General features: G+C 68.3%; 22 protein-coding genes. 13 read left to right on the top strand and 9 right to left on the bottom strand.

Translation table 11 applies throughout. The features are described 5' to 3' along the window. Nucleotides 1–196: 196 nt before the first annotated feature. From ACIGXE_RS25240 to ACIGXE_RS25180, 13 genes are all read left to right on the top strand, one after another. On the top strand, nt 197–1,309 hold the full coding sequence (locus ACIGXE_RS25240; protein WP_399751063.1) for a hypothetical protein: 1,113 nt from the start codon (nt 197–199) through the stop codon (nt 1,307–1,309). Nucleotides 1,310–1,341: 32 nt separating this feature from the next. Then, entirely contained in the window at nt 1,342–2,544 is a 1,203-nt protein-coding gene (locus tag ACIGXE_RS25235; RefSeq protein ID WP_399751061.1) for a phage tail protein, read from the top strand. Then, nucleotides 2,541–3,791: a tape-measure protein gene (locus ACIGXE_RS25230; RefSeq protein ID WP_399751059.1), complete on the top strand. Its 1,251-nt coding sequence runs from the start codon at nt 2,541–2,543 to the stop codon at nt 3,789–3,791. Before ACIGXE_RS25235 ends, ACIGXE_RS25230 begins: the two co-directional genes overlap by 4 nt. 46 nt (nt 3,792–3,837) lie before the next feature. Then, nucleotides 3,838–4,770 (top strand): phage distal tail protein, encoded by a 933-nt coding sequence (locus tag ACIGXE_RS25225; RefSeq protein WP_399751057.1) that lies wholly within the window; start codon nt 3,838–3,840, stop codon nt 4,768–4,770. A gap of 42 nt (nt 4,771–4,812) precedes the next feature. Continuing rightward, complete coding sequence (locus tag ACIGXE_RS25220; RefSeq protein WP_399751055.1) at nt 4,813–6,003, top strand: hypothetical protein; 1,191 nt, start codon at nt 4,813–4,815, stop codon at nt 6,001–6,003. 46 nt (nt 6,004–6,049) lie between these two features. Further along, nucleotides 6,050–7,270, top strand: coding sequence for a hypothetical protein (locus tag ACIGXE_RS25215; RefSeq protein WP_399751053.1), 1,221 nt, complete (start codon nt 6,050–6,052; stop codon nt 7,268–7,270). Between the two features lie 46 nt (nt 7,271–7,316). Further along, nucleotides 7,317–8,456 (top strand): hypothetical protein, encoded by a 1,140-nt coding sequence (locus tag ACIGXE_RS25210; RefSeq protein WP_399751051.1) that lies wholly within the window; start codon nt 7,317–7,319, stop codon nt 8,454–8,456. Between the two features lie 12 nt (nt 8,457–8,468). Continuing rightward, nucleotides 8,469–9,560, top strand: coding sequence for a hypothetical protein (locus tag ACIGXE_RS25205; protein WP_399751049.1), 1,092 nt, complete (start codon nt 8,469–8,471; stop codon nt 9,558–9,560). Further along, nucleotides 9,560–10,132 carry a hypothetical protein gene (locus tag ACIGXE_RS25200; protein ID WP_399751047.1) on the top strand — a complete coding sequence of 191 codons (573 nt, stop codon included), beginning with the start codon at nt 9,560–9,562 and terminating at the stop codon, nt 10,130–10,132. The genes ACIGXE_RS25205 and ACIGXE_RS25200 overlap by 1 nt, the downstream gene beginning before the upstream one ends. A 31-nt stretch (nt 10,133–10,163) precedes the next feature. Beyond that, nucleotides 10,164–10,553, top strand: coding sequence for an ATP-binding protein (locus ACIGXE_RS25195; protein WP_399751045.1), 390 nt, complete (start codon nt 10,164–10,166; stop codon nt 10,551–10,553). Between the two features lie 152 nt (nt 10,554–10,705). Further along, complete coding sequence (locus ACIGXE_RS25190) at nt 10,706–11,614, top strand: peptidoglycan-binding protein (RefSeq protein WP_399751043.1); 909 nt, start codon at nt 10,706–10,708, stop codon at nt 11,612–11,614. A 43-nt stretch (nt 11,615–11,657) separates the two neighbouring features. After that, nucleotides 11,658–11,951, top strand: a complete 294-nt coding sequence (locus ACIGXE_RS25185) for a hypothetical protein (protein WP_399751041.1) — start codon at nt 11,658–11,660, stop codon at nt 11,949–11,951. Then, nucleotides 11,938–12,201 carry a hypothetical protein gene (locus ACIGXE_RS25180; RefSeq protein WP_399751039.1) on the top strand — a complete coding sequence of 88 codons (264 nt, stop codon included), beginning with the start codon at nt 11,938–11,940 and terminating at the stop codon, nt 12,199–12,201. Before ACIGXE_RS25185 ends, ACIGXE_RS25180 begins: the two co-directional genes overlap by 14 nt. 112 nt (nt 12,202–12,313) lie before the next feature. On the opposite strand, the gene ACIGXE_RS25175 is transcribed toward ACIGXE_RS25180, so the two are convergent. The 9 genes from ACIGXE_RS25175 to secE form a co-directional block, all read right to left on the bottom strand. Continuing rightward, nucleotides 12,314–16,213: a DNA-directed RNA polymerase subunit beta' gene (locus tag ACIGXE_RS25175; protein WP_399751037.1), complete on the bottom strand. Its 3,900-nt coding sequence runs from the start codon at nt 16,211–16,213 to the stop codon at nt 12,314–12,316. Nucleotides 16,214–16,320: 107 nt separating this feature from the next. Continuing rightward, nucleotides 16,321–19,803 (bottom strand): DNA-directed RNA polymerase subunit beta, encoded by a 3,483-nt coding sequence (gene rpoB, locus ACIGXE_RS25170; protein ID WP_399751035.1) that lies wholly within the window; start codon nt 19,801–19,803, stop codon nt 16,321–16,323. A gap of 544 nt (nt 19,804–20,347) precedes the next feature. Beyond that, a complete protein-coding gene (gene rplL, locus ACIGXE_RS25165; protein ID WP_399751033.1) occupies nt 20,348–20,734 on the bottom strand; it encodes a 50S ribosomal protein L7/L12 in 387 nt (128 codons plus the stop codon). A 120-nt stretch (nt 20,735–20,854) separates the two neighbouring features. Then, nucleotides 20,855–21,385 carry a 50S ribosomal protein L10 gene (gene rplJ / locus ACIGXE_RS25160; protein ID WP_399751031.1) on the bottom strand — a complete coding sequence of 177 codons (531 nt, stop codon included), beginning with the start codon at nt 21,383–21,385 and terminating at the stop codon, nt 20,855–20,857. A gap of 252 nt (nt 21,386–21,637) precedes the next feature. After that, nucleotides 21,638–22,567 (bottom strand): hypothetical protein, encoded by a 930-nt coding sequence (locus ACIGXE_RS25155; protein WP_399751029.1) that lies wholly within the window; start codon nt 22,565–22,567, stop codon nt 21,638–21,640. 163 nt (nt 22,568–22,730) lie between these two features. Beyond that, a complete protein-coding gene (gene rplA / locus ACIGXE_RS25150; protein WP_356690850.1) occupies nt 22,731–23,459 on the bottom strand; it encodes a 50S ribosomal protein L1 in 729 nt (242 codons plus the stop codon). Between the two features lie 103 nt (nt 23,460–23,562). Continuing rightward, nucleotides 23,563–23,997: a 50S ribosomal protein L11 gene (rplK, locus tag ACIGXE_RS25145; protein WP_128980827.1), complete on the bottom strand. Its 435-nt coding sequence runs from the start codon at nt 23,995–23,997 to the stop codon at nt 23,563–23,565. Nucleotides 23,998–24,156: 159 nt separating this feature from the next. After that, nucleotides 24,157–25,056 carry a transcription termination/antitermination protein NusG gene (gene nusG / locus ACIGXE_RS25140; RefSeq protein WP_399751027.1) on the bottom strand — a complete coding sequence of 300 codons (900 nt, stop codon included), beginning with the start codon at nt 25,054–25,056 and terminating at the stop codon, nt 24,157–24,159. Between the two features lie 44 nt (nt 25,057–25,100). After that, complete coding sequence (gene secE / locus ACIGXE_RS25135) at nt 25,101–25,388, bottom strand: preprotein translocase subunit SecE (protein ID WP_399751025.1); 288 nt, start codon at nt 25,386–25,388, stop codon at nt 25,101–25,103. Nucleotides 25,389–25,425: the final 37 nt, after the last annotated feature.

Below are 25,425 nucleotides of genomic sequence, written 5' to 3'. Positions count from 1 at the left end.
GGCTCAAGCCGGGCCCACTGGCCATTCGTCAGATCTCCACGTCCCACGAGACGTGATCATGAACGAACAAGATCCACTTTCGCAACAGACCCTAGCCGCCCGACCGCCCCCTCTACGCACAAGCCCCTGCCGAAGTTTCCAGTCGGCAGGGGTTTTTCGGCGCTTGGCCAGTCGCTGGCCGGAAGCGGAGTAACTCATGGCAGAAGTAACGAACGAGGAGCTCAGCAAGCAGCTCAACGATCTCCACGAGCGTCTCACCAAGGGTGACATCGAGGTCACGGTCACCTACCCCAAAGACCCGATGGACCAGTTCGACAGCGTCAAGGATCCGGCGAAGAAGGAGAACCCGGAGACCTTCAAGGTCTCCGAGTTCAAGAACGCCCTGATCAAGAACCAGCCCAGGGTCGTCACGGACGACATGCTGCCGTACAACTTCGTCACGCGGTTCGCGGAAATGTACGAGGAACTCCAGAAGGAGCCCTGGACCGAGTACCTGGAGGCCATGGGCCTGGACGGCTTCGCCGCCGCGCACGAGAAGTTCTACGAGAAGAACGCGGACTGGAAGGACTGGCTCTACTCGGCCATCGCAGGTCTGTTCATTCCCATGGTGGGCGGCGTGATCGCCCTCCTGTTCATCTCCAACTTCACCAACCTGCAGAGGATGATCCAGGGCGCCCTTTTCAACCTCGCCTCGATCATCAGTCGCGGCCGTATCCCGCGCGGTCTCATCCTGGCCCTGAACGAGGGTCAGACCATCCCCCGCCCCCAGAACCGCGCGGTCGTCGAGGCCCGGGAGCAGGCTCGCACCGCCGGCCTCGCCGGCCTGGGCAACGTCCCGGACCCGACGACGCTGGAGCCCCTGCGCCTGAAGCTCGTCGAGCTCAACGGACAGATCGGCCCCTTCAACGCCGAGGTTCGCAAGCTGCCGAGCGCGCGGAGCATCACCAAGACGGCCGGTGCCATCGAGAAGCTCAAGAACGCCATCAACGGCATCAACAACAACAAGATCAAGAAGGTCGCCGACGCGATCAACAAGTTCGACTCCACGAACATGCCGGACGTCGGCAAGATCCAGAAGCTCAACAAGGCCGTCGGCAAGTCCGATCCCGACAAGATCCGGGACCTCGCCAAGTCGATCGGCAAGCTCGTGGGCGCCGCGCAGCGCTTCCAGCCGGGAGAGCTCCCCGACCCCGGCCAGATGCGGACGGCCGCCCGCGCCGCGCGGGACCTCGCCAGGGCGGGCGGCGAGGTGAGGTCGGCGTTCAACGACCTCAGGACCGCGGCCCGACGCACCGAGCAGGCGATCTGACGACCCCGTCCCACCCCGAAAGGAGGTAACCCATGTCTCTCACCAGCTCCATGAAGAAGGCGTCCGACACCCTGCGCAATTTCAAGACGCAGGCCTCCGGCGCCTCGACCTCGGTCAAGAAGGTCGGGGACGCCGGCAACAGCGCGTCCGGTCAGCTCAAGAACCTCAAGACCAACGCCCAGGGTTCCGGCACCCAGCTCAAGAACCTCAAGACGGCCTCGGACAACGCCGAGAAGTCCATGACCAAGGCCGGCAAGACCGCCGAGTCCGCCGGCACCAAGATGGGCAAGTACGAGTCCGGCGCCGGAAAGGCGTCCAAGGGCCAGGACAAGCTCAACAAGTCGATGAAGGGCAACTTCCTCGCCCGCCTCATCGAGCTCTTCATGCCTCTCATCGAGAAGGTCGTCGAGATGGCGATGCAATCGAAGACGATGCAGAAGATCCTCAAGAAGGCCTTCGACGGCATCAAGGTCGTGATCAGCGCCGTCATGAAGGCCGTCGGCCCGATCATGAAGCAGGCCGGCGCGCTCATCAAGACGGTCTGGAACGGCATCAAGAAGGCCATCTCCACCGTGGTCAAGGCGGTCGCCACCGTCATCAAGACCTACGTGAACATCTGGAAGACGGTCATCACGACCGTCATGAAGGCGATCAAGGCGGTCATCAGCACCGTCTGGAACGGCATCAAGTCCGTCATCACGCCGGTGGTGAACTGGATCAAGAGCGCGATCCCGAACGCCTTCAGCGCCGTCAAGGACAAGATGTCGTCCATCTGGAACGGCCTCAAGGACATCGCCTCCCGGGCGTTCAACGGCATCAAGAGCGGTGTGTCCGGCCCGATCAACGCCGTCATCGGCCTGATCAACCGGATGATCAGCGCCGTCAACGGCGTCAAGGTGAGCGTCCCCGGCTGGGTGCCGCTCGTCGGCGGCAAGACCTTCGGCGTGCACATCCCGACCATCCCGATGCTCGCCACCGGTGGTGTCGTCATGCCGCGCAGCGGCGGTGTCCCGGCGATCATCGCCGAGGCCGGCGAGGCCGAGGCCGTGCTCCCGCTCTCCAAGCTGGACCGACTGCTCGCCATGACCGCCCGCCGCGCCCGCATGCACCAGCAGATGCAGGCCGGCGGAGGCGCCGGCGGCGGTCTGCACATCGAGCACTACCACGCGGCCCGCAACAGTGACCCGCAGTCCACCGCGGACGCTCTGATGTACCTGGCGAAGGCACGCGGATGAGTGCCGCCGCAGCCTTCCCGAACCCCTTCAAGGGTGCCGTTCCGGTGATGACCTCACTGAAGCGGAGTGTCGGTCAGGCGGGCGACTCGCTGAAGAAACTCGGACAGGACGCCCTGCGGGCGTCCGGAGGCATGGACAAGTTCGCCTCCGCCGTGCGGGCCGCCGGAACCTCCGTACGGACCCTCGGCACCGGGGCCTCCGGCGCCGCCGGCTCCGTACGCCGGATCCAGCAGTCCAAGGCGGTCGCCGGCATCAAGAAGATCGGCACCGCCGCCGGCAAGGCCGGGACCGTGGCCGGGGTCCTCGGCGGTCCCGCCATCGGCATGCTCCTGGAGATGCTCCTCCCGCTGCTGCCGTTCGTCGGCACCCTCACCAAGCTGATGGACACCTACGGCACGGTCATGGAGATCGCCTCGGTCGCCATGACCGGCATCAACCTCGCCATGCGCAGCAACCCGCTCGGCTTCATCCTGGGCATCCTGATGCCGGTCATCTCCTGGCTCATCGAGTACGCGGTGAACAGCGAGACCGGCCAGCGGATCATCAAGCAGGTCATGCAGCAGGCGCTCAAGGGCTTCCAGGCCGCCTGGAAGTTCCTGCAGCCGGTCATGAAGCTCATCGGCAACGCCGTGGGGACCTACTTCAAGGCCTACCTGACCCTGTTCAAGACCGCCCTGAAGCTCATCGGCGCGGCCATCAACGGGTTCTCCCGCGTCCGCTCCTCCGTCACCTCCGCCTCCAACGCCCTGCGCGGCATCGCCTCCCGCACCGTCGGCGGCATCAAGAGCGCCATCCACCCCTTCCTGTCCTTCTTCACCGACAAGATCCCCGGCTTCTTCCGCCACGCCAAGGACGCGGTCGGCAACGCCCTGCACGGCATGGGTGAGCTGGTCAAGGGCGCCCTGACCGCCGTCATCGGCGTCGTCAAGGGGCCGATCAACGGCCTCATCGCCTTCGCCAACTGGATCATCGACGGGCTCAACAAGCTGAGCTTCGACTTCCTCGGCAAGCACTTCGGCGTCGACATCGACAAGATCCCGATGCTCGCCGACGGCGGCGTCGTCTTCCCCGGCGCCGAGAACGCGCCGCGCATCGACCCGCTCACCGTCCTGGAGAACCGCCGCGTGCCGGCCCTCACCGAGCCTCCCCCGGCGCCCTACCGCATCCGGGACTTCCACGAGGAGCCGGGCGCCGGACCCCGGTCGACCGCCGAGGACCTGCTCTTCCTCATGGTCGCCCACACCTGATCGCCCCCCGCCAACCCGCCCTCCTCAGAAGTGAGGTGACGGCCCCATGGCCGAGACCACAACCGCATACGCCGGAAACACCTACACCGCCGACCTCGCGCCCGGCTCACTGATCACCCAGGACGGGCAGATCCAGTGGGCCGGGCTTCTCATCGGCCCCGGCACGCCGTTCAACATCGACCGGTCGGGTCTGACCGGCTGGGAGGACCTGCCGGAGTACGACGCCTCCGACGCCGAGCGGCCCACCTCGCACGGCGCCTGGCCCGGCTCCCGGTACGCCAAGCCGCGCAAGATCGGCGGCACGATCGTCCTGGTGCCGGAGTTCAACGGCGTCCCCGAGGCCATCCGCGCGCTGCGCCAGGCGCTCGCCCTGCTCGACGAGGAGCGCTGGCTCACCGTGCGCCTGCACGGCGAACTGCTCGCCGTACGCGCCCGGATCGCCCAGCGGGTGGTCCCGGCCGACCAGGGCTTCGCCACCCAGGGCAGCTCGAAGATGTCGGTCCAGTGGCTGGCCTCCGACCCGCGCCGCTACACCGTCAACGAGCAGTCCGCGTCCACCACCGCCCCGCAGCCCGAGACCGGCCTCAACTGGCTGCCGAACGGGCTGACCTGGCCGCTCAACTGGGGCGAGGCCAAGTCCACCGGCGACGCCGTGGTGGACAACACCGGCTCCGCCCCGACCAGCCCCGTGATCGTCTTCCGCGGCCCGTGCTCCATGCCGACCGTGACGGAGCGGGTCAGCAAGCGCCGGCTGCGCTACGCGATCGACCTGGCCGCCGGCGACGAGCTCGTCATCGACACCGCCAACGGCACGGTGATGCTCAACAACACCGCGTCCCGCCGCCACACGGCGATGGCCGACTCCAGCCCCGAGGAGCTGTTCCTCCTCGAACCGGGCCGCACCGAGCTGTCCTTCCGGCCCGACGCCTCGACCCCCCAGGCCGTGATGACGGTCCGCTGGCGCAGCGCCGACTGGTAACAGCCCCCCGCCGCCCATCCGACTCGAAGAAGAGGTGAACCCATGACCGTACGGGCCGCCTGGCTCCAGTCCACCGGACAGACCCGCGAGGACACCCGGATCGCGCTCTCCGCGCTGCTCACTCCCAGCAGCGCGAGCGCCACCACGCCCGGCCTGCGCTCGCGGCCCGGCATCGTGCCAGGCGGCTTCGCGCTGACCGGCACGTCCCCGATGCAGTGCACCATCGGCACCGGCAGGGCCGTCATCCAGGGCGACGAGACCGCCCAGGGCGCCTACATGATCGCGGTGACCGCCCCCGAGACGCTCACCATTCCCGACGGCGACCCCCAGTACGGCCGGATCGACGTCGTCGAACTGGCCGTACTGGACGACGCCTACGACAAGAGCGGCGCCACCGAGGCCGTGATCCGGCTGGTCAAGGGAACGCCCGCGGCCACCCCGGCGGTCCCGCCCTCCGGTCCCGGCAGCGTCTTCCCGCTCTACACCATCTCGGTGCCGGCCGGGACCTCCGCCGGCACCGGCGGCATCAGCTGGACGTCCGGCGCCGTCACCACCAAGCACTACCCGATGACGGCACTCGGCGGCATCATGCCGACCAGCGGTTTCAACGGCGCCTACGTCGGCCAGTACCGCGACGTCTCGGGCCTGCTGCAGCGCTGGGACGGCACGGCCTGGATCTCGTACCCGAAGCCGATCGGCGGCATCGCCCCGAACGGGACCCTGACCGTCGGCTCCTACACCGGCCAGTACCGCGACAACGCCGGCATCCTGCAGCGCTGGGACGGCGCGAACTGGCAGTACGCCGAGGGCAAGGCCACCATCCTGTTCAGCGCCTCGCAGACCGCGATGCAGAGCGTGCCGGCCGGCACCTGGACGCCGATCACCCTCCAGACCGTCGACATCGACGACTTCACCGGCTGGAACGGCAGCGACAGCTTCGTCGTGCCGCGCACCGGCTGGTGGCGGGTGTCCGGCCACGTCGCCTGGACCGGCGACTCCACCACGGGCGTGCGCGGCGCCCGTATCCACGTCGGCGGCGCCGGTGTGCCCCGGATGACCTGGCTGACCCAGGCCTCCAGCGGCGCCGTCACCGTCGGCGGCGACGGTCTGATCAAGCTCACCGCGGGCAACGTGCTGCAGCTGGCGGGCTACCACAACCACACGGCGGCGGTACGCACCCTCGGCGGCTCCGGCTACTCCTGCAACCTCTCCGCCCAGTGGATCCGGTCCTGACCCCGCCTAACAAAGCCCCACTCGTCATCCCGAACGGAGAAACCCCATGAACCTGCGCAGCAGCTGGGTCGCCGAGACCGGCCAGACCCGCGAGGACACCCGGGTCACGCAGACCGGCGCGACCACCCCGCTCAACACCGTCCAGGTCCGCTCCGGCATCCTGCCGGGCTCCTACGACGGCCAGTACCGGCTCTCCGGCCTGTGGATGGACGGCAAGGCCGCCATGACGGCCACCGTCCACGAGGGCCGCGCCGTCGTCCAGGGCTCGATCTCCCAGGGCGCCTACCCGGTCTCGCTCACCACCGAGGAGCCCGTCACCTTCACCGCCGGCGACGCGCAGTACGCCCGGATCGACCTGGTGATCATCAAGGTCTACGACAACCTCTACGACGGCAGCGGCAAGAACGAGGCCAAGATCGAGATCGTCAAGGGCACCCCCGCCCAGACGCCGGTCGCCCCGGCCGCCCCGCCGCTCAGCCTGCCCCTGTGGGAGGTGACGGTCCCGGCCGGCGCCAGCGCGGGCAACGGCGGCATCCCGTGGGCGACGGCCCTGAAGGACCTGCGCACCCCGATCGTCTCGGCCGGCGGCATCCTGCCCCTGGAGGGCCCGACGCAGCGCGGCACCTACCCGGGCCAGTACCAGGACACCACGGACGGGCAGTTCCAGCGCTGGGACGGCGGCAAGTGGGTCGCGTACCCGGCGGGCGTCGGCGGCATCATCCCCGCCTCCGCCGCCGCGGGCACCGCGGCCAGCTACGTCGGTCAGTACCGCGGCGTCTCGGACGGTCCGCTGCAGCGCTGGACCGGCTCGGCCTGGGCGCCCGCCTACCCGGGGCCGTACTTCAACGACTCGCTGGACGCGGGCTACACGCAGTCCACGACGTACGTGAACACGCTGATCGAGCGGGCCGAGAACCCGCTGACGGTGACCTTCACCGCGCCGCAGTCCAAGCAGGTCATCCTCACCTTCGGTTCGCGGATGGAGCTGAGCCTGGCCTCCGGCACCACGGGCATCGCCAGCTCGGCCTGGATGGCGCTGCGCATCCTCCAGGGCACCACCGTCGTCCGCGAGCTCGAGGACGAGCTCGCCTGCGTCGCGTCCAAGTCCGCCGACCCGACGGACGCCGTGTCCGCGTCGACCACCCAGCGCCTCTCGGGCCTGACGCCCGGCGCGGTCTACACGGTCACCGCCTACTACCGGACGACGAACGCCAACGTGAAGGCCTGGTTCGACAACACCTTCATCCAGGTCACGCCGCAGTACTGAGCCGCCACGGCCGCCGCCCGACCGCCCCTTCCACCAGGAGAACCCCATGCCCGTACGCTCCGGCTGGCTGCTGCCCAACGGACAGACCCGCCAGAACACCCGCATCACCAACATCGGCGCCACCACGCCCGCCAACCCGCTCGCGTCCCGCTCGGGCATCCTGCCCGGCACGTACGACGGCAAGTACCGGGTCGGCGGCCTGTGGCTGAGCGGCTCCGGCCCGATGACGGCCACCGTCTACCACGGCAAGGCCGTCATCCAGGGCGGCACCACCGACGGCGCCTACCCGGTCGCCCTCGACGAGGACATCACCATCACCTTCGCCGACGGCGACCCGCTCAACCCGCGGGTCGACCTGGTCGTGCTGCGCGTCTACGACAACGACGTGGACGCCCTCGGCAAGTTCGACGCCCGAGTCGAGATCATCCCGGGCACCCCGGCGGCCACCCCGGTCGCCCCGGCCGCCCCGGCGCGCTCGCTGGTGCTGTTCTCGGTGGCGGTCAAGAAGGGTGCCTCCGCCGGCACCGGCGGCATCGACTGGGCGGGCGGCGCGGCCACCGACCTGCGCACCACCCTCGTCTCGGCGGGCGGCATCCTGCCCGTCTACAACAACGCGGGTGTGCCGGGCGCCTACCCGGGCCAGTACCAGGACAACGACAACGCGCACTTCCTGCAGCGCTGGGACGGCACCGCCTGGGTCGCCTACCCCAAGGAGATCGGCGGCGTCGCGCCCAGCGGCGCCATCTCCACCGGCAGCTACAGCGGCCAGTACCGGGACAACTACGGCAACCTGCAGCGCTGGAACGGCACCGCCTGGGTCAACTACCAGCCCCCGCTGGAGAACGAGACCACCACCAGCGGCGCCGCGGCCCTGACCAACTGGTCCCTGACGTCGTTCTACGGCCGCAGGACCAAGAGCGGCCTGTGCACCATGACGATCACCGTCAGCCGCACCGGCTCCACCGTCACCGCCGACAACCAGGGCCAGATCGCCGACGAGCCGCTGTGCGTCCTGCCCGCCGGCTGGCGCCCTGCCATCTCCGTCGAGGCGGTCGCCTGCGACGGCTTCGCGTCGGGCGGCGCCAACATCAACACCAACGGTCAGATCGACCTGCGTACCTGGTTCCCCAACGCGGTCCTGACCTCCGGCCGGCACATCCGCATCTCCTCCACCTACGTCCTGTAAGGAGGCCCGAGCATGGCCATCGACACGCCCTACCGGGCCATCTTCTGCGACCTGACCACCGACCAGACCATCGACATCCTGCCGCTGAGGGACGTCTCCTTCGACGACTACATCGGCAAGGCCGGCTCCCTGTCCGGCACCATCCCCATCCCCAACAAGGACATCGCCGACCGGGTCAAGAAGGTCCGCGAGGGCCGCACGGCGATCTACCTGGAGCGCGGCGGCGACCTGTGGTGGGGCGGCATCGTCTGGACCACCACGCTGCAGTCCAGCGGCCGCGGGGTGCTGACCCTGTCGCTGCAGGCCGCCACCTTCGACTCGTACGCGTCCCGGCGCCGTATCCGTACGAACATCCAGCTCACCGACGACCAGCTCGCGATCGCCCGCAGGCTGTGGACCGAGCTCACCAAGGCCCCGTGCTTCGAGATCGTGACCGGCGAGGAGCTCTCCGGCACCCAGCGGACGGTCAACTACCGCGTCGGTGACGAGACCGTCTACCAGGAGGCCCTGGACCAACTGGCCGCCATGCAGAACGGTTTCGAGTACCAGATCCTGGTCTACCGGGACCCGGAGGACGGCCGGCGGGTCAGGGAGCTCCGGCTCGGCGCCCCCAAGATCCGTACCGGCGCCACCGACATGCTCTTCGACCGGCCCGGCGTGATCCTGTCGTACTCCTTCCCGTACGACGCGACCCGCGGCGGCACCACCTCGATGGCCCGCGGCGCGTCGGTGAACCCCAACGCCGGTGCCGAGTCCCGCCCGCTGTACTCCGACGAGCAGATCGACACCGGCCTGCTCCACGACGGCTGGCCGCTGATCGACCTGTCCTCGGACCACAACGAGATCTCCGACCAGACCACGCTCAACCAGCTGGCCAAGGCGGAACTCGACGGGGCCCTGGGCGCCGTGCTGATCCCCGCGATCAGCATCCACCTCGGCGGGATCGTCCCGCCGGCGCTGCTCGGCCGGGTGGCCCGGATCCGGATCACCGACGAGTGGTTCTCCACGGGCCTCGACGCCCGCTACCGCATCATCGGCGTCAAGGTCACTCCCCCGGAGCGCGGCCGCCCCGACACCGCCGAGCTCTACCTTGAGGAGGCCTGATGCCCCAGCTGCCCGAGGACATCATCGACCGGCTCAACCAGATGGAGCGCCGGATCAAGGCGCTGTCCACCGCCGTCAACACGCGTCCCCCGGTCAAGGAGATCGGCCCGGAGAACCCGGACGCGACGGCCGTCCCCACCCGGCCGATCATCCGGATCTACGACGGCTACGGCCACGAGATCTTCTCGGACGACTGCGTGACCGGCGGCCTCGCCCGGCCCTGGCTCGCGCTGATGCCGCCGAAGGACACCAGCACGGCCCGGTGGCCCCAGACCACCAGCGCCTCCTTCGTCACCATCGCCCGGTCCTTCAACCCGATCTGGCAGCCCAAGCTGCGCCTGTCCGTGAGCACATGGGCGTCCTCCGGCGCGACCGGCCAGGTACGGATCATGGTCGACGACACCCAGTTCGGCCCGACCGTCAACGCCGGCACCACCTACGACTACACCGGTCTGGTGCCGGGCGTGATGAAGACCAGGTTCGGCCAGACCATGAAGATCGAGATCCAGGCCCTGGCCACCGGCGGCACGGTCGCCGCGCAGCCGATCCTGATCTACGGCACCCAGACCTGACCGGCCCTCCGACCGCACGAGGAGCACACCCATGAACATCGACCCCACCCAGCCGTGGGGCGTGGCCATCGACTACGCGGGCCGCGCCACCGTCATCGAGAACGGCCACACCCTCAGCATCCGCGTCTACGACAACAGCTTCGGCGGTGCCCTGGAGAAGGACCCGGTGACGGGCCAGTACCCGCCGGTCCTCGTCAACGCCGCCTTCGCCGAGAACGGCGCCGGCGACGCCGTCCTGCGCGGCAACGGGCTCGTCGTGGTGAGCGGCCAGAACGGCAACCCGGTCGTCCCCGACCCGACCGCCGTCCAGCGCGCCGTCGCGGCCGCCCTCGCCGACTTCGAGGACCGCCGCACCGCCTACGCCGCGCTCTGCGCCACCTGGGCCCCGGCCGCGCCGCCGACCCCCGCCCCCGCCCCGTAACACCCCCGCCCCCACCCTCGCCCCACCCCGTACACCGCCGCCCCGAGCCGACGCACCGGCCGGGGTTTTCTCATGCCCGGAAGGCCCGGGACTCCGGGATTCCGGAGTCCCGGGCCTTCCGGAATCCCAGAATCCACGCCTCGGAGGAACAGATGGCCACTCCCCTCTCCGCGGACCGGTTGGTCGCCGCGCTTCGCGCCGAAGGCGTCACCGTCGTCGAGCACGACGGCTGGCGCTCCCACAACCGCAACGAGCACGGCGCCTGGGGCCCCGTGGTCGGTGTGGTGATCCACCACACCGTCTCCAGCGGCACCGCCAACACCGTCGAGCTCTGCTACAACGGCTACGAGGGTCTGCCCGGCCCGCTGTGCCACGGCGTCATCGCCAAGGACGGCACGGTCCACCTGGTCTCCAGCGGACGCGCCAACCACGCCGGCGGTGGCGACCCGTCCGTCCTCCAGGCCGTGATCAGCGAGACGTACGGGGTGCGGCCGCCGCTCCCCCGGGAGCACCAGGGCAGCGCGGGCGCCGTCGACGGCAACTCCCGCTTCTACGGCTTCGAGTGCATCAACCTCGGCAACGGCAGCGACCCCTGGCCGGCCGCCCAGCTCGACGCCATCGAGCGGGTGTCCGCGGCGCTCTGCCGCGCGCACGGCTGGGGCGCCAAGTCCGTCATCGGCCACTCCGAGTGGTCCGACTGGAAGAACGACCCGCGCGGCTTCGGGATGCCGGGGATGCGCGACCGGGTGCAGAAGCGGCTCGGCGCCGCCCCCGCCACCAAGCCCGCCGCCCCCAAGCCGGCCGCCCCGCGCTACCAGCCGTTCCCCGGGACCGCCTTCTTCAAGACCACCCCGAGCTCCGCCATCGTCACCGCGATGGGCCGCCGGCTGGTCGCCGAGGGCTGCGGCCGCTACCGGGTCGGTCCGGGGCCGCGCTGGTCCGAGGCCGACCGCCAGTCGTACGCCGCCTGGCAGCACAAGCTCGGCTTCCGCGGCTCCGACGCCGACGGCTGGCCGGGCGCCGCCTCCTGGAACGCGCTCAAGGTTCCGTTCACGCAGTAGCCCCCACCTTCGCCACAGCTCCCCCACGCAAGGAGAACCACCCATGTCCGAAGCCGCCAAGCGCACGCTCCGCACCGTGCTGCAGACCGCCGTCGGCATCGCCGTCGTGCTGCCGGCGCTGGTCGACGCCTCCGGCATCCCCGAGACCCTGCCCTGGGTCGCGGGGGCTCTCGCCGTGGCCGGCGCCCTCACCCGGGTCATGGCCTTCCCGGCCTTCCAGGCGCTGCTGCCCTCCTGGCTGCGCACCGCCCCGGAGACCCAGGCGCCGGCGCTCGCCCCGGTATCGGCCCTCGTCCCGGAGGACCTCCCGGAGGCGGCGGCCGATGACCGAGTCTGACCCGAACGACCCGGTCGCCGTCGCCCTCGAACTGGAGCGACTGCGCGGCACCCTGGAGGCCGGCTTCGCCCGTGTCGACGGCTCGCTCGCCCTGCTCGTACAGCGCAGCGACCAGACCGACAAGCAGCTCGCCGACCACGAGGCCCGGCTCGACGAGCTGGAGCGCTCCCGCTGGCCGCTGGCCAGCATCGGCGCCCTGGCCGCGGTGGCGACCGTCGCCGTCGCCGCCTGGGAGCTGACCGCGCGCTGACCCCGCGGCCGCAGCCTCCGCTGCCTCCGCTACCTCCGCTGCCTCCGCCGGAGCGAACGCCGAAGGGCGGCACCCCCACCGGGGTGCCGCCCTTCTTTCGCGCTAGTACGCCTTACTGGTTGTACGGACCGTAGTCGTAGTCCTCCAGCGGAACGGCCTGGCCGGAGCCGGTGCCGAACGGCGAGTAGTCGATGTCGTCGTAGCCGACGGCCGAGTACATCGCGGCCTTGGCCTCCTCGGTCGGCTCGACCCGGATGTTGCGGTAGCGGGACAGACCCGTACCGGCCGGGATGAGCTTACCGATGATGACGTTCTCCTTGAGGCCGATGAGGCTGTCGGACTTGGCGTTGATCGCCGCGTCCGTCAGCACTCGGGTCGTCTCCTGGAAGGAGGCGGCCGACAGCCAGGACTCCGTCGCCAGCGAGGCCTTGGTGATACCCATCAGCTGCGGACGGCCGGAGGCCGGGTGGCCACCTTCCTGGACCACACGACGGTTCTCCTGCTCGAAGCGCGAGCGCTCCACGAGCTCACCCGGCAGCAGCTCCGCGTCGCCGGACTCGATGATCGTCACGCGGCGCAGCATCTGCCGGATGATGATCTCGATGTGCTTGTCGTGGATCGACACACCCTGCGAGTTGTAGACCTTCTGGACCTCGCCGACCAGGTGGACCTGGACCGCGCGCTGACCGAGGATGCGCAGCACGTCGTGCGGGTTGGTGGCACCCACGGTGAGCTTCTGGCCCACCTCGACGTGGTCGCCCTCGCCGACCAGCAGACGGGCACGCTTCGAGATCGGGAACGCCGTCTCGTCGGTGCCGTCGTCCGGCGTGATGACGATCTTCTTGGTCTTCTCGGTCTCCTCGATGCGGACGCGGCCGGCCGCCTCCGAGATCGGGGCGACACCCTTCGGCTGCCGGGCCTCGAAGAGCTCGACGACACGGGGCAGACCCTGGGTGATGTCGTCACCGGCCACACCACCGGTGTGGAAGGTACGCATCGTCAGCTGGGTACCGGGCTCACCGATGGACTGGGCGGCGATGATGCCGACCGCCTCACCGATGTCGACCAGCTTGCCGGTGGCCAGCGAACGGCCGTAGCAGAAGGCACAGGTGCCGACGGCGGACTCACAGGTCAGGACCGAGCGGGTCTTGACCTCCTCGACGCCCGCCTTGACGAGGGCGTCGATGAGCACGTCACCCAGGTCGACGTTGGCCGGCGCGATGACCTTGCCGTCCACGACGACGTCCTCGGCGAGCATCCGCGCGTACACGGAGGTCTCGACGTCGTCGGCCTTGCGGAGCACGCCCGCCTCGTCCTTGGCCGCGATCCGCAGCTTCAGACCGCGGTCGGTGCCACAGTCCTCCTCGCGGATGATCACGTCCTGCGAGACGTCCACCAGACGACGGGTCAGGTAACCCGAGTCGGCGGTACGCAGCGCGGTGTCGGCGAGACCCTTACGGGCACCGTGGGTCGAGATGAAGTACTCGAGCACGGAGAGGCCCTCGCGGAAGGACGCCTTGATGGGACGCGGGATCGTCTCGTTCTTGGCGTTCGACACCAGACCACGCATACCGGCGATCTGCCGCATCTGCATCATGTTTCCTCGGGCACCCGAGTCAACCATCATGAAGATGGGGTTCGTCTTGGGGAAGTTCGCGTTCATCGCCTCGGCGACCTCGTTGGTCGCCTTGGTCCAGATCGCGATGAGCTCCTGCGTGCGCTCTTCCTTGGTGATCAGACCGCGCTCGTACTGCTTCTGGACCTTCTCGTCCTGCGCCTCGTAACCCTTGACGATCTCCTTCTTCGCCTCGGGAACGACGACGTCGGAGATGGCCACGGTGACGCCGGAACGGGTCGCCCAGTAGAAGCCGGCCGCCTTCAGGTTGTCGAGCGTCGCCGCCACGATGACCTTGGGGTAGCGCTCGGCCAGGTCGTTGACGATCTCGGAGAGCTGCTTCTTGCCCACCGAGTAGTCGACGAACGGGTAGTCCTCGGGCAGCAGCTCGTTGAAGAGCGCGCGGCCCAGGGTCGTCCGGATGCGGAACGAGTCGCCCTGCTGCCACTCCGGCTCACCCTCCTCGGCGACCGGGGGAACCCAGCCGCGCGGCGGGACGGTGCCGATCGGGAAGCGGATGTCGATCGGGGACTGCAGCGCCAGCTCGCCGGCGTCGAACGCCATGATCGCCTCGGCCGTGGAGCCGAACGCGCGGCCCTCGCCCTTGGTGTCACGGAGCTCACCGTCGGTGGTGAGGAAGAACAGACCGAGGACCATGTCCTGGGTCGGCATCGTCACCGGACGGCCGTCGGCGGGCTTGAGGATGTTGTTCGAGGACAGCATCAGGATGCGGGCCTCGGCCTGCGCCTCCGCGGAGAGCGGCAGGTGGACGGCCATCTGGTCACCGTCGAAGTCCGCGTTGAACGCGGTGCAGACGAGCGGGTGGATCTGGATGGCCTTGCCCTCGACCAGCTGCGGCTCGAAGGCCTGGATGCCGAGGCGGTGCAGCGTGGGCGCACGGTTCAGCAGCACCGGGTGCTCGGCGATGACCTCTTCGAGGACGTCGTACACGACCGTGCGGCCGCGCTCGACCATGCGCTTCGCCGACTTGATGTTCTGCGCGTGGTTCAGGTCGACCAGGCGCTTCATCACGAACGGCTTGAAGAGCTCCAGCGCCATGGCCTTCGGCAGACCGCACTGGTGCAGCTTGAGCTGCGGGCCGACGACGATGACGGAACGCGCGGAGTAGTCCACACGCTTGCCGAGCAGGTTCTGACGGAATCGACCCTGCTTACCCTTCAGCATGTCGCTGAGGGACTTCAGCGGACGGTTGCCGGGGCCCGTGACCGGGCGACCGCGACGGCCGTTGTCGAAGAGGGCGTCGACCGCCTCCTGGAGCATCCGCTTCTCGTTGTTCACGATGATCTCGGGGGCACCGAGGTCGAGCAGACGCTTCAGACGGTTGTTGCGGTTGATCACACGGCGGTACAGGTCGTTCAGGTCGGAGGTCGCGAAGCGGCCACCGTCGAGCTGCACCATCGGACGCAGGTCCGGCGGGATGACCGGCACGCAGTCGAGAACCATGCCCTTGGGGCTGTTCGCGGTCTGCAGGAACGCGGAGACGACCTTGAGGCGCTTGAGCGCACGGGTCTTCTTCTGGCCCTTGCCGGTGCGGATGATCTCGCGGAGCTTCTCGGCCTCCTCATCGAGGTCGAAGGACTCCAGGCGCTTCTGCAGCGCCGCGGCACCCATCGAGCCGTCGAAGTACGTGCCGAAGCGGTCACGCAGCTCGCGGTAGAGGAGCTCGTCGCCCTCCAGGTCCTGGACCTTGAGGTTCTTGAAGCGGGTCCAGACCTCGTCGAGACGGTCGATCTCGCGCTGCGCGCGGTCGCGCAGCTGCTTCATCTCGCGCTCTGCACCCTCGCGCACCTTGCGGCGCACGTCGGCCTTGGCGCCCTCGGCCTCGAGCTCGGCCAGGTCGGACTCGAGCTTCTTGGCGCGGTTCTCCAGGTCGGAGTCGCGACGGTTCTCGATCTGCTGACGCTCGACGGAGACGTGGGCCTCCAGCGAGGGCAGGTCGCGCGTGCGGCGCTCCTCGTCGACGTACGTGATCATGTACGCCGCGAAGTAGATGACCTTCTCCAGGTCCTTCGGGGCGAGGTCGAGCAGGTAGCCCAGACGCGACGGAACGCCCTTGAAGTACCAGATGTGCGTGACGGGGGCGGCCAGCTCGATGTGGCCCATCCGCTCACGGCGCACCTTGGCGCGGGTGACCTCGACGCCACACCGCTCACAGATGATGCCCTTGAAGCGGACACGCTTGTACTTGCCGCAGTAGCACTCCCAGTCCCGGGTCGGACCGAAGATCTTCTCGCAGAAGAGTCCGTCCTTCTCGGGCTTCAGGGTGCGGTAGTTGATGGTCTCCGGCTTCTTGACCTCGCCGTGGCTCCACTGACGGATGTCGTCAGCGGTGGCCAGACCGATCCGGAGCTCGTCGAAGAAGTTGACGTCGAGCACTATGCGTCAATCCCTCTCAGGGTTGTAAGGCTGTGGGTCTGATACGGGGGTCCTGGGGCCGGCCGGGGACTCAGCGGTGTTGCGCCGAGTCCCCGACCGGACTCCCGTCAGACCTCTTCGACGCTGCTCGGCTCGCGCCGGGACAGGTCGATACCGAGCTCCTCCGCAGCGCGGAAGACGTCCTCGTCGGTGTCGCGCATCTCGATGGACATGCCGTCCGAGGACAGCACCTCCACGTTGAGGCACAGGGACTGCATCTCCTTGATGAGCACCTTGAAGGACTCGGGGATGCCGGGCTCAGGGATGTTCTCGCCCTTGACGATGGCCTCGTAGACCTTCACGCGGCCGGTCACGTCGTCGGACTTGATCGTCAGCAGCTCCTGGAGGGCGTAGGCGGCGCCGTACGCCTCGAGCGCCCACACCTCCATCTCACCGAAGCGCTGACCACCGAACTGGGCCTTACCACCCAGCGGCTGCTGGGTGATCATCGAGTACGGGCCGGTCGAGCGGGCGTGCAGCTTGTCGTCGACCAGGTGGTGGAGCTTGAGGATGTACATGTACCCGACCGAGATCGGGTCCGGGAACGGCTCGCCGGAGCGGCCGTCGAACAGGCGCGCCTTGCCGGACGGGAGCACCATGCGCTCGCCGTCGCGGTTCGGGATGGTGTGCTGGAGCAGACCCGCGAGCTCGTCCTCACGCGCACCGTCGAAGACCGGGGTGGCGACGTTGGTGCCGGGGGCGACCTGGTCGGCGCCGATGGCCTGGAGGCGCTGCGCCCACTCGTCGGCGAGGCCGGAGACGTCCCAGCCGCGGCTGGCGAGCCAGCCGAGGTGGATCTCCAGGACCTGTCCCGGGTTCATTCGGGACGGGACACCGAGCGGGTTGAGGATGATGTCGACCGGGGTGCCGTCCTCGAGGAACGGCATGTCCTCGATCGGGAGGATCTTGGAGATGACACCCTTGTTGCCGTGACGGCCGGCGAGCTTGTCACCGTCGGTGATCTTGCGCTTCTGGGCGACGTAGACGCGGACCAGCTGGTTCACGCCCGGGGGAAGCTCGTCGCCCTCCTCGCGGTCGAAGACGCGGACGCCGATGACCTTGCCGGTCTCGCCGTGCGGGACCTTCAGCGAGGTGTCACGGACCTCACGGGCCTTCTCACCGAAGATCGCGCGGAGCAGGCGCTCCTCCGGGGTCAGCTCGGTCTCACCCTTCGGGGTGACCTTGCCGACCAGGATGTCGCCGGCGACGACCTCGGCACCGATGCGGATGATGCCGCGCTCGTCGAGGTCGGCCAGGACCTCCTCGGAGACGTTCGGGATGTCCCGGGTGATCTCCTCGGGGCCGAGCTTGGTGTCACGGGCGTCGACCTCGTGCTCCTCGATGTGGATCGAGGAGAGGACGTCGTCCTGCACGAGGCGCTGCGACAGGATGATCGCGTCCTCGTAGTTGTGACCCTCCCACGGCATGAACGCGACGAGCAGGTTCTTGCCGAGCGCCATCTCACCGTTCTCGGTGGCGGGGCCGTCGGCGAGGACCTGGCCCTCGATCACGCGGTCGCCCTCGGAGACGACGACCTTCTGGTTGACCGAGGTGCCCTGGTTCGAGCGGGAGAACTTGGCCAGGCGGTAGGTGATGTAGGTGCCGTCGTCGTTGGCCACGGTGATGTAGTCCGCGGACAGCTCCTGGATGACACCGTCCTTCTCGGCCTTGAGCACGTCGCCGGCGTCGGTGGCGCAGCGGTACTCCATGCCGGTGCCGACGAGCGGGGCCTCCGACTTAATCAGCGGAACGGCCTGACGCATCATGTTCGCGCCCATGAGGGCACGGTTGGCGTCGTCGTGCTCGAGGAACGGGATCATGGCGGTCGCGACCGACACCATCTGGCGCGGCGAGACGTCCATGTAGTCGACGTCGGTCGGCGGGACGTAGTCGACCTCGCCACCACGGCGGCGGACCAGAACGCGGGGCTCGGTGAACTGGAGCTCGTCGTTCAGGGTCGCGTTCGCCTGGGCGATGACGAAGCGGTCCTCCTCGTCGGCGGTCAGGTAGTCGACCTCGTCGGTGACCTGGCCCTCGACGACCTTGCGGTACGGCGTCTCGACGAAACCGAACGCGTTGACGCGGCCGTACGAGGCGAGCGAACCGATCAGACCGATGTTCGGGCCTTCGGGCGTCTCGATCGGGCACATGCGGCCGTAGTGCGACGGGTGCACGTCACGGACCTCGAAGCCGGCCCGCTCACGGGACAGACCACCGGGACCCAGCGCCGAGAGACGACGCTTGTGCGTCAGACCCGACAGCGGGTTGTTCTGGTCCATGAACTGCGACAGCTGGCTGGTGCCGAAGAACTCCTTGATGGAGGCGACGACCGGCCGGATGTTGATCAGGGTCTGCGGCGTGATCGCCTCGACGTCCTGCGTGGTCATGCGCTCGCGGACGACGCGCTCCATGCGCGCCAGACCCGTGCGGACCTGGTTCTGGATGAGCTCGCCGACGTTGCGCAGACGGCGGTTGCCGAAGTGGTCGATGTCGTCGGTCTCGACGACGATCTCCGAGCCGTTCTCGCCGATCGTCTCGGTCTCGCCGGCGTGCAGCTTCACCAGGTACTTGATGGTCGCGATGATGTCGTCCGTGGTGAGGACACCCGCGTCCAGCGGCTCGTCGGCGCCGAGCTTCTTGTTGACCTTGTAGCGGCCGACCTTCGCCAGGTCGTAGCGCTTCGGGTTGAAGTACAGGTTCTCGAGCAGCGTCTGGGCGGCCTCGCGCGTCGGCGGCTCGCCCGGACGGAGCTTGCGGTAGATGTCGAGCAGTGCGTCGTCCTGACCCTGGGTGTGGTCCTTCTCCAGGGTGGCGCGCATGGACTCGTACTCGCCGAACTCCTGCAGGATCTGCTCGGTGGTCCAGCCGAGCGCCTTGAGGAGGACGGTGACGGACTGCTTGCGCTTGCGGTCGATGCGCACACCGACCATGTCGCGCTTGTCGATCTCCATCTCCAGCCAGGCACCCCGGGACGGGATGATCTTGGCGGAGAAGATGTCCTTGTCGGACGTCTTGTCGATGGAGGAGTCGAAGTAGACGCCGGGCGAACGCACCAGCTGCGACACGACGACACGCTCGGTGCCGTTGATGACGAAGGTGCCCTTGTTGGTCATCAGCGGGAAGTCGCCCATGAAGACCGTCTGGGACTTGATCTCGCCGGTCTCGTTGTTCGTGAACTCGGCGGTCACGAAGAGCGGGGCACCGTAGGTGAAGTCACGGTCCTTGCACTCGTCGATCGAGTTCTTCGGCGGCTCGAAGCGGTGGTCGCGGAAGGTCAGCGACATCGACCCGGAGAAGTCCTCGATCGGGGAGATCTCCTCGAAGATCTCCTCCAGACCCGACTTCGTGGGGACGTCCTGTCCCGACTCAAGGGCGGCCTCGACGCGAGCCTTCCACGCGGCGTTGCCGAGCAGCCAGTCGAAGCTCTCGGTCTGGAGCGCGAGGAGGTTCGGAACCTCGAGGGGCTCCTTGATCTTTGCAAAGGAGATGCGCAGCGGGGCGGTGCTGGCGCCGTTGTTCGTATTGGTCGAGGCGTTGCGCGAGGCGGCCAAGAGGGGGTCCTTCCGAGGGCTCGGACTCACTACGCGCGTACCGGTCCCTTGCGGAGCCCCGTGGAAGACGATTCCCGATATGGCCAAAAGACCAGGTCAGAGTGGGTCGACCAGCGAAGCGGATGCGAGGGTATGCCCCAGGTGACGGGCAGGGGGCAGCTAACAGGCAGCGCAAAGGGTCAGTGTAGCCACTTGGCCCACTGATGTCCAGGGCGGTTCTTCGCAACCCTCGTTGTTCTCAACTCCGCGGTACCTCGCGCCGTGCGGCGCACCTCGATACTGCCCGTTCGGTCGTCGATCCATGCCTCGGAAACGGATCGTTGTGACGACGCGTCCTGAGAATTGCGCGCTGCGTGCGGTTCGTCAAGGCCTCGGCCGCTGAGCGGCGCACGGCGAAGATCACCATACTCCGCTTCCGGCGGCCTGGACGACCGCCGCCACGCGGGTCCCGGGAACGCCGAAGGGCGACCACCCAGATGGATGATCGCCCTTCACGCTGCAAGCGTTACACGCTCAACAGAAGAGTCGCTGACGCGACGAGGTGTTACTTGACCTCGACGGCGGCACCGGCGCCCTCGAGCGCCTCCTTGGCCTTGTCAGCGGCCTCCTTGTTGACCTTCTCGAGGACCGGCTTCGGGGTGCCGTCGACGAGGTCCTTGGCCTCCTTCAGACCCAGGGAGGTCAGCTCACGCACGACCTTGATGACCTGGATCTTCTTGTCGCCGGCGCCGGTGAGGATGACGTCGAACTCGTCCTTCTCCTCGACGGCCTCGGCGCCACCACCGGCGACACCGCCGGCGACGACGACCGGGGCGGCAGCGGCAGCGGTGACGTCGAACTTGTCCTCGAACGCCTTCACGAACTCGGAGAGCTCGATGAGGGTCATCTCCTCGAACTGCGCGAGCAGGTCTTCCTGAGAGAGCTTCGCCATGATGGGCGATCCTTCCACTAATTCGGCAGGTGCCGGATGTACATGTGAGGCGGGCGTACGTTCGGCCCGCTGCGACCCGCGCCACCCCTGTGGGCGGTCCGGATCAATGCGCGAGCCGAGTTACTCGGCACCGCCCTGCTCGGCCTGCTTGGCGCGCAGCGCGTCCACGGTGCGGACGAGCTTCGACGGCAGCGCCTGGAAGAGCGAGGCAGCCTGAGACTGCTTGCCCTTGAAGGCACCGGCCAGCTTGCTGAGCAGAACCTCGCGGGACTCGAGGTCCGCAAGCTTCTTGATGTCGTCGGCGGAGAGAGCCTTACCGTCAAGGACACCGGCCTTGATGATGAGGTTCGGGTTCTCCTTGGCGAAGTCACGCAGAGCCTTCGCCGACTCCACCGGGTCACCGGTGACGAAGGCGACCGCGGTCGGACCAGCGAAGTGCTCGTCCAGCGCGGTGATCCCGGCCTCGTTGGCCGCAATCTTGGTCAGCGTGTTCTTCACCACGGCGTACTGGGCGTTCTCACCGAGCGAACGACGCAGCGTCTTGAGCTGCGCCACGGTGAGACCCCGGTACTCGGTCAGCACAGCGGCGTTCGAGCCGCGGAACTGGTCCGCCAGCTCGGCCACCGAGGCAGCCTTGTCGGGCCTTGCCATAGAGCGTCGGCCTCCTTCCGGGTGATGGGACCGCTCGGAAGGGGCTGAACAAAACAGAACGCCCCGGGCGCAGGCGCACGGGGCTCAGCTCGACCGGACCTCGAAGGACCCGGGAACTCATCCACAGTCACCTGCGCGGGTCGTTCGCATATACAGCGAATCCTTCGGCCACCGAACCCTCACGGGCACGGCGACGACCAGCGGTCTTTGGCTTCTGTGGAAGAGTACGCGACACAAACGTCCTGGGGCAAATCAGCCCTGAGCGGCCGCCCCGCCGGCCTGCTGGAGCATCTTGAACAGGTCGACCGTGTCCTGGGCCGGCGGGGCCTGGACGGCGGCCTCGGCGCCGTAGTCGGTGTAGTTCGCGGTGATCGTGGTCATGGCCGCGGCGGCCTCCATCTTGACGATCATCCGGACCGGGTAGTTGTCCGCACCGACCCACAGCTCGGTCTCGTAGCCGCTGACCCCGGCCTTCCTGGCCGCCGCGACGAGGTCCGCGCGCTCCCGGGCGGTCAGCGGGGAGTTCTCGTTGGCGGCCACCATCTCCTCAAGGGTGAGCTCACCCTTGTAGTGCTGGGTGGTCACGCCGTTGACCTTCTCCTCGCCGAGGTGCTCGACGTGCGGCGACTCGGCCAGCAGGGCGACCTGCTGGGACGGGTCCTGGTTCATGTTGTCCAGGCCGGCGGTCAGCTGCTTCTGCAGGTTCTTGTCCCCACTGGCCTCGGCGGCGGCCTTGAGGTCGAGCTTCATCCAGCGCTTGCCGTCCATCTTGGCCGCCTGCTCGGCCCCCATGTCCATGTACATCACGCCGCCGAGCATCAGCATGCGCATCTTCTGCGGGCCGCCGGACGCGCCCCCCATCAGCGTCGAGTCGGAGACCGTGAGGTCCGCGACCGAGGGGTTCCAGCCCACGACGCCGCTGACCGTGCTGGACGCGCTCCCCTCGCCCCCCGTTGGCGTCGCCACGACGATCCGCATGTCGACCTTGGCCGACTTGGCCTCGGCCGTCTTCCGGAACGCCGCCGTCAGGGCCTTCGTCACGTCCTCGACGCCCTGCGCCGCGGCCTTCGCCGGCGCCTCCGCCGCCTTCCTGGCATCACCGTCCTGGCAGCCGGCCACACCCGTGACGACGGCCAGGGCCGTCACCACGACGCCCGCCCGCTTCCATCCGGTCACGCTCATGAGTCCCCACCCCTTGTTCTGATTCCGTTCGCGTTGCCCTGGCACCGTAACGCAGGGCCCTGACGGGCCCGACCCAATAAAACCGCCCCCCGCGCCTCCGGAGAGGCGCGAGGGGCGGTTTCAGGACGCTGGAGCCCCTACGAGGGCTCCTGAGCCGTCAGGCTCAGACCGCGGCCGGGTCCTCCTCGACGAGGAGGTTGCGGGTGCGGTTCGGGTCGACCGGAATGCCGGGGCCCATCGTGGTGGCGATGGCGGCCTTCTTGATGTAGCGACCCTTGGCGGCGGACGGCTTCAGACGGAGGATCTCCTCCAGGGCCGCGCCGTAGTTCTCCACCAGCTTGGTGTCGTCGAAGGACACCTTGCCGATGATGAAGTGCAGGTTCGAGTGCTTGTCGACGCGGAACTCGATCTTGCCGCCCTTGATGTCGTTGACAGCCTTGGCGACATCGGGGGTGACGGTGCCGGTCTTGGGGTTCGGCATGAGACCACGCGGGCCGAGGACACGGCCGAGGCGGCCGACCTTGCCCATGAGGTCCGGGGTGGCGACGACGGCGTCGAACTCGTTCAGGCGGTTGCCCTTGGAGATCTCGTCGATGAGCTCGTCGGAGCCGACGATGTCGGCGCCCGCGGCGATCGCGGCCTCGGCACGGTCACCGGTCGCGAAGACCAGGACCCGGGCGGTCTTACCGGTGCCGTGCGGAAGGTTCACGGTGCCACGGACCATCTGGTCGGCCTTGCGCGGGTCGACGCCCAGACGGAAGGCCACCTCGACGGTGCCGTCGAACTTGGTGGTGGAGGTCTCCTTGGCGAGACGGACGGCCTCGAGCGGGGCGTAGAGCTTCTCCCGGTCGATCTTGGCGTCCGCAGCGCGGAGGGACTTGCTGCGCTTCACTGCTGCTCCTGTGCAGTCACACCATGCGGCTTCGCCGCGTGGCAGGTATGGAGTCGTGGTGCGGGCCGGCGCTGGCCCTACCACTGAAGGACTACGGGGGTGATCAGCCCTCGACCGTGATGCCCATGGAACGGGCGGTGCCGGCGATGATCTTCGCGGCGGCGTCCAGGTCGTTGGCGTTGAGGTCGGGCATCTTGGTGGTGGCGATCTCGCGGACCTGCGCCTCGGTGATCTTGGCGACCTTGGTCTTGTGCGGCTCGCCGGAGCCCTTCTCCACGCCCGCGGCCTTGAGGATCATCTTGGCGGCCGGCGGAGTCTTGGTGATGAAGGTGAAGGAACGGTCCTCGTAGACCGTGATCTCCACCGGGATGACCCAACCGCGCTGCGACTCGGTCGCGGCGTTGTAGGCCTTGCAGAACTCCATGATGTTGACGCCGTGCTGACCGAGCGCGGGGCCGACCGGCGGGGCCGGGTTGGCCGCACCGGCGTTGATCTGGAGCTTGATAAGCCCCGTGACCTTCTTCTTCTTGGGAGGCATAGCTCTCTCCGGGTCCTAGTGAGAGTTTTCAGCCGATCCATCCGGTCATCCGGATGGAGGCATACCGCACAACGATAACGGGTATAGCTGCGCGTCCAAAAACCGAGCAGGTCAGAGGGGCTGCTGAAGCCCCTCTGACCTGTCCGGAAACTTAGTGCGTCAGTTCTTCTGGATCTGGTCGAAGCTGAGCTCGACCGGGGTCTCGCGACCGAAGATCTCGACGAGGCCCTTGACCTTCTTCGAGTCGGCGTTGATCTCGTTGATCGTGGCCTGAAGCGTGGCGAAGGGGCCGTCGGTGACGGTGACCGAGTCGCCGACCTCGAAGTCCAGGACCTGGACCTCGACCTTGCGGGCCGGAGCCGGCTTGCCCTCGGCCTCGGCGGCCTCGCGGGCGGCCTTCTCCTCGGCCTCCGGGGCGAGCATCTTGACGATCTCGTCCAGGGTCAGCGGGTACGGGTCGTAGGCGTTGCCCACGAAGCCGGTGACGCCGGGCGTGTTGCGGACGACGCCCCACGACTCGTTCGTCAGGTCCATGCGGACGAGCACGTAGCCGGGCAGCTTGTTCTGCCGGACGTTCTTGCGCTCGCCGTTCTTGATCTGGACGATCTCTTCCTCGGGGACCTCGGCCTGGTAGATGAAGTCCTCGACGTTCAGCGAGACGGCGCGCTGCTCCAGGTTGGCCTTCACGCGCTTCTCGTAGCCCGCGTAGGTGTGGATCACGTACCACTCGCCGGGCAGACCGCGCAGCTCGTCACGGAGCGCGGCGACGGGGTCGACCGGAGCGGCGGGCTCGGCGTCCTCCGCCTCGTCGGCGGCCTCCTCGGCCTCCTCGGCCTCTTCCTCGGCGGCCTCGACGTCGGCGACCTCGGTGCCGTCGTCCTCGGTGTCCTCGACTTCGAGCGCGGCGTCGGCCTCGACGTCGTCGTCCTCGTCGGTCTCCAGCTCGCCGGCCTCGGCGTCCGCAGCCTCGGCCTGGTCCTCGTCGGCCGCCTCGACGATGTCGAGCTCGTCCTCGACGGACTCGGACTCGAAGGCGTCGTTCAGGTTCGCGTCAGACACGGTGGCTGCTTCTTCCTGCGATACAGATGGGGTGGAACAAAAAGTCAGCCGAAGACGTACTTGACTGCTTCCTGGAAGCCATAGTCAATCACGGTCACAAGGCCGATCATGATGACAACGAAGACAATCACCACAGTGGTGTACGTCGTCAGCTGGCTACGAGTGGGCCAGACGACCTTGCGGAGTTCCGCGATGACCTGGCGGTAGAAAAGGGCGAGACGGCCCAGAGGGCCCTTCTTCCCGCGCTTGCCGCCCTTCCGGGTCTTCTTCTGCGACTCCGGAGCGGCGTCGTCGGCATCAGGCATGTCGATGGAGCCTACGGCATCCGTCACGATGTCTCACCTGATTCCGGGTCGTGGCCGTGCCGCG

Source organism: Streptomyces sp. NPDC053431 (assembly GCF_044544925.1).
GTDB lineage: Bacteria > Actinomycetota > Actinomycetes > Streptomycetales > Streptomycetaceae > Streptomyces.
This window is presented reverse-complemented; position numbering and strand designations above follow the sequence as displayed.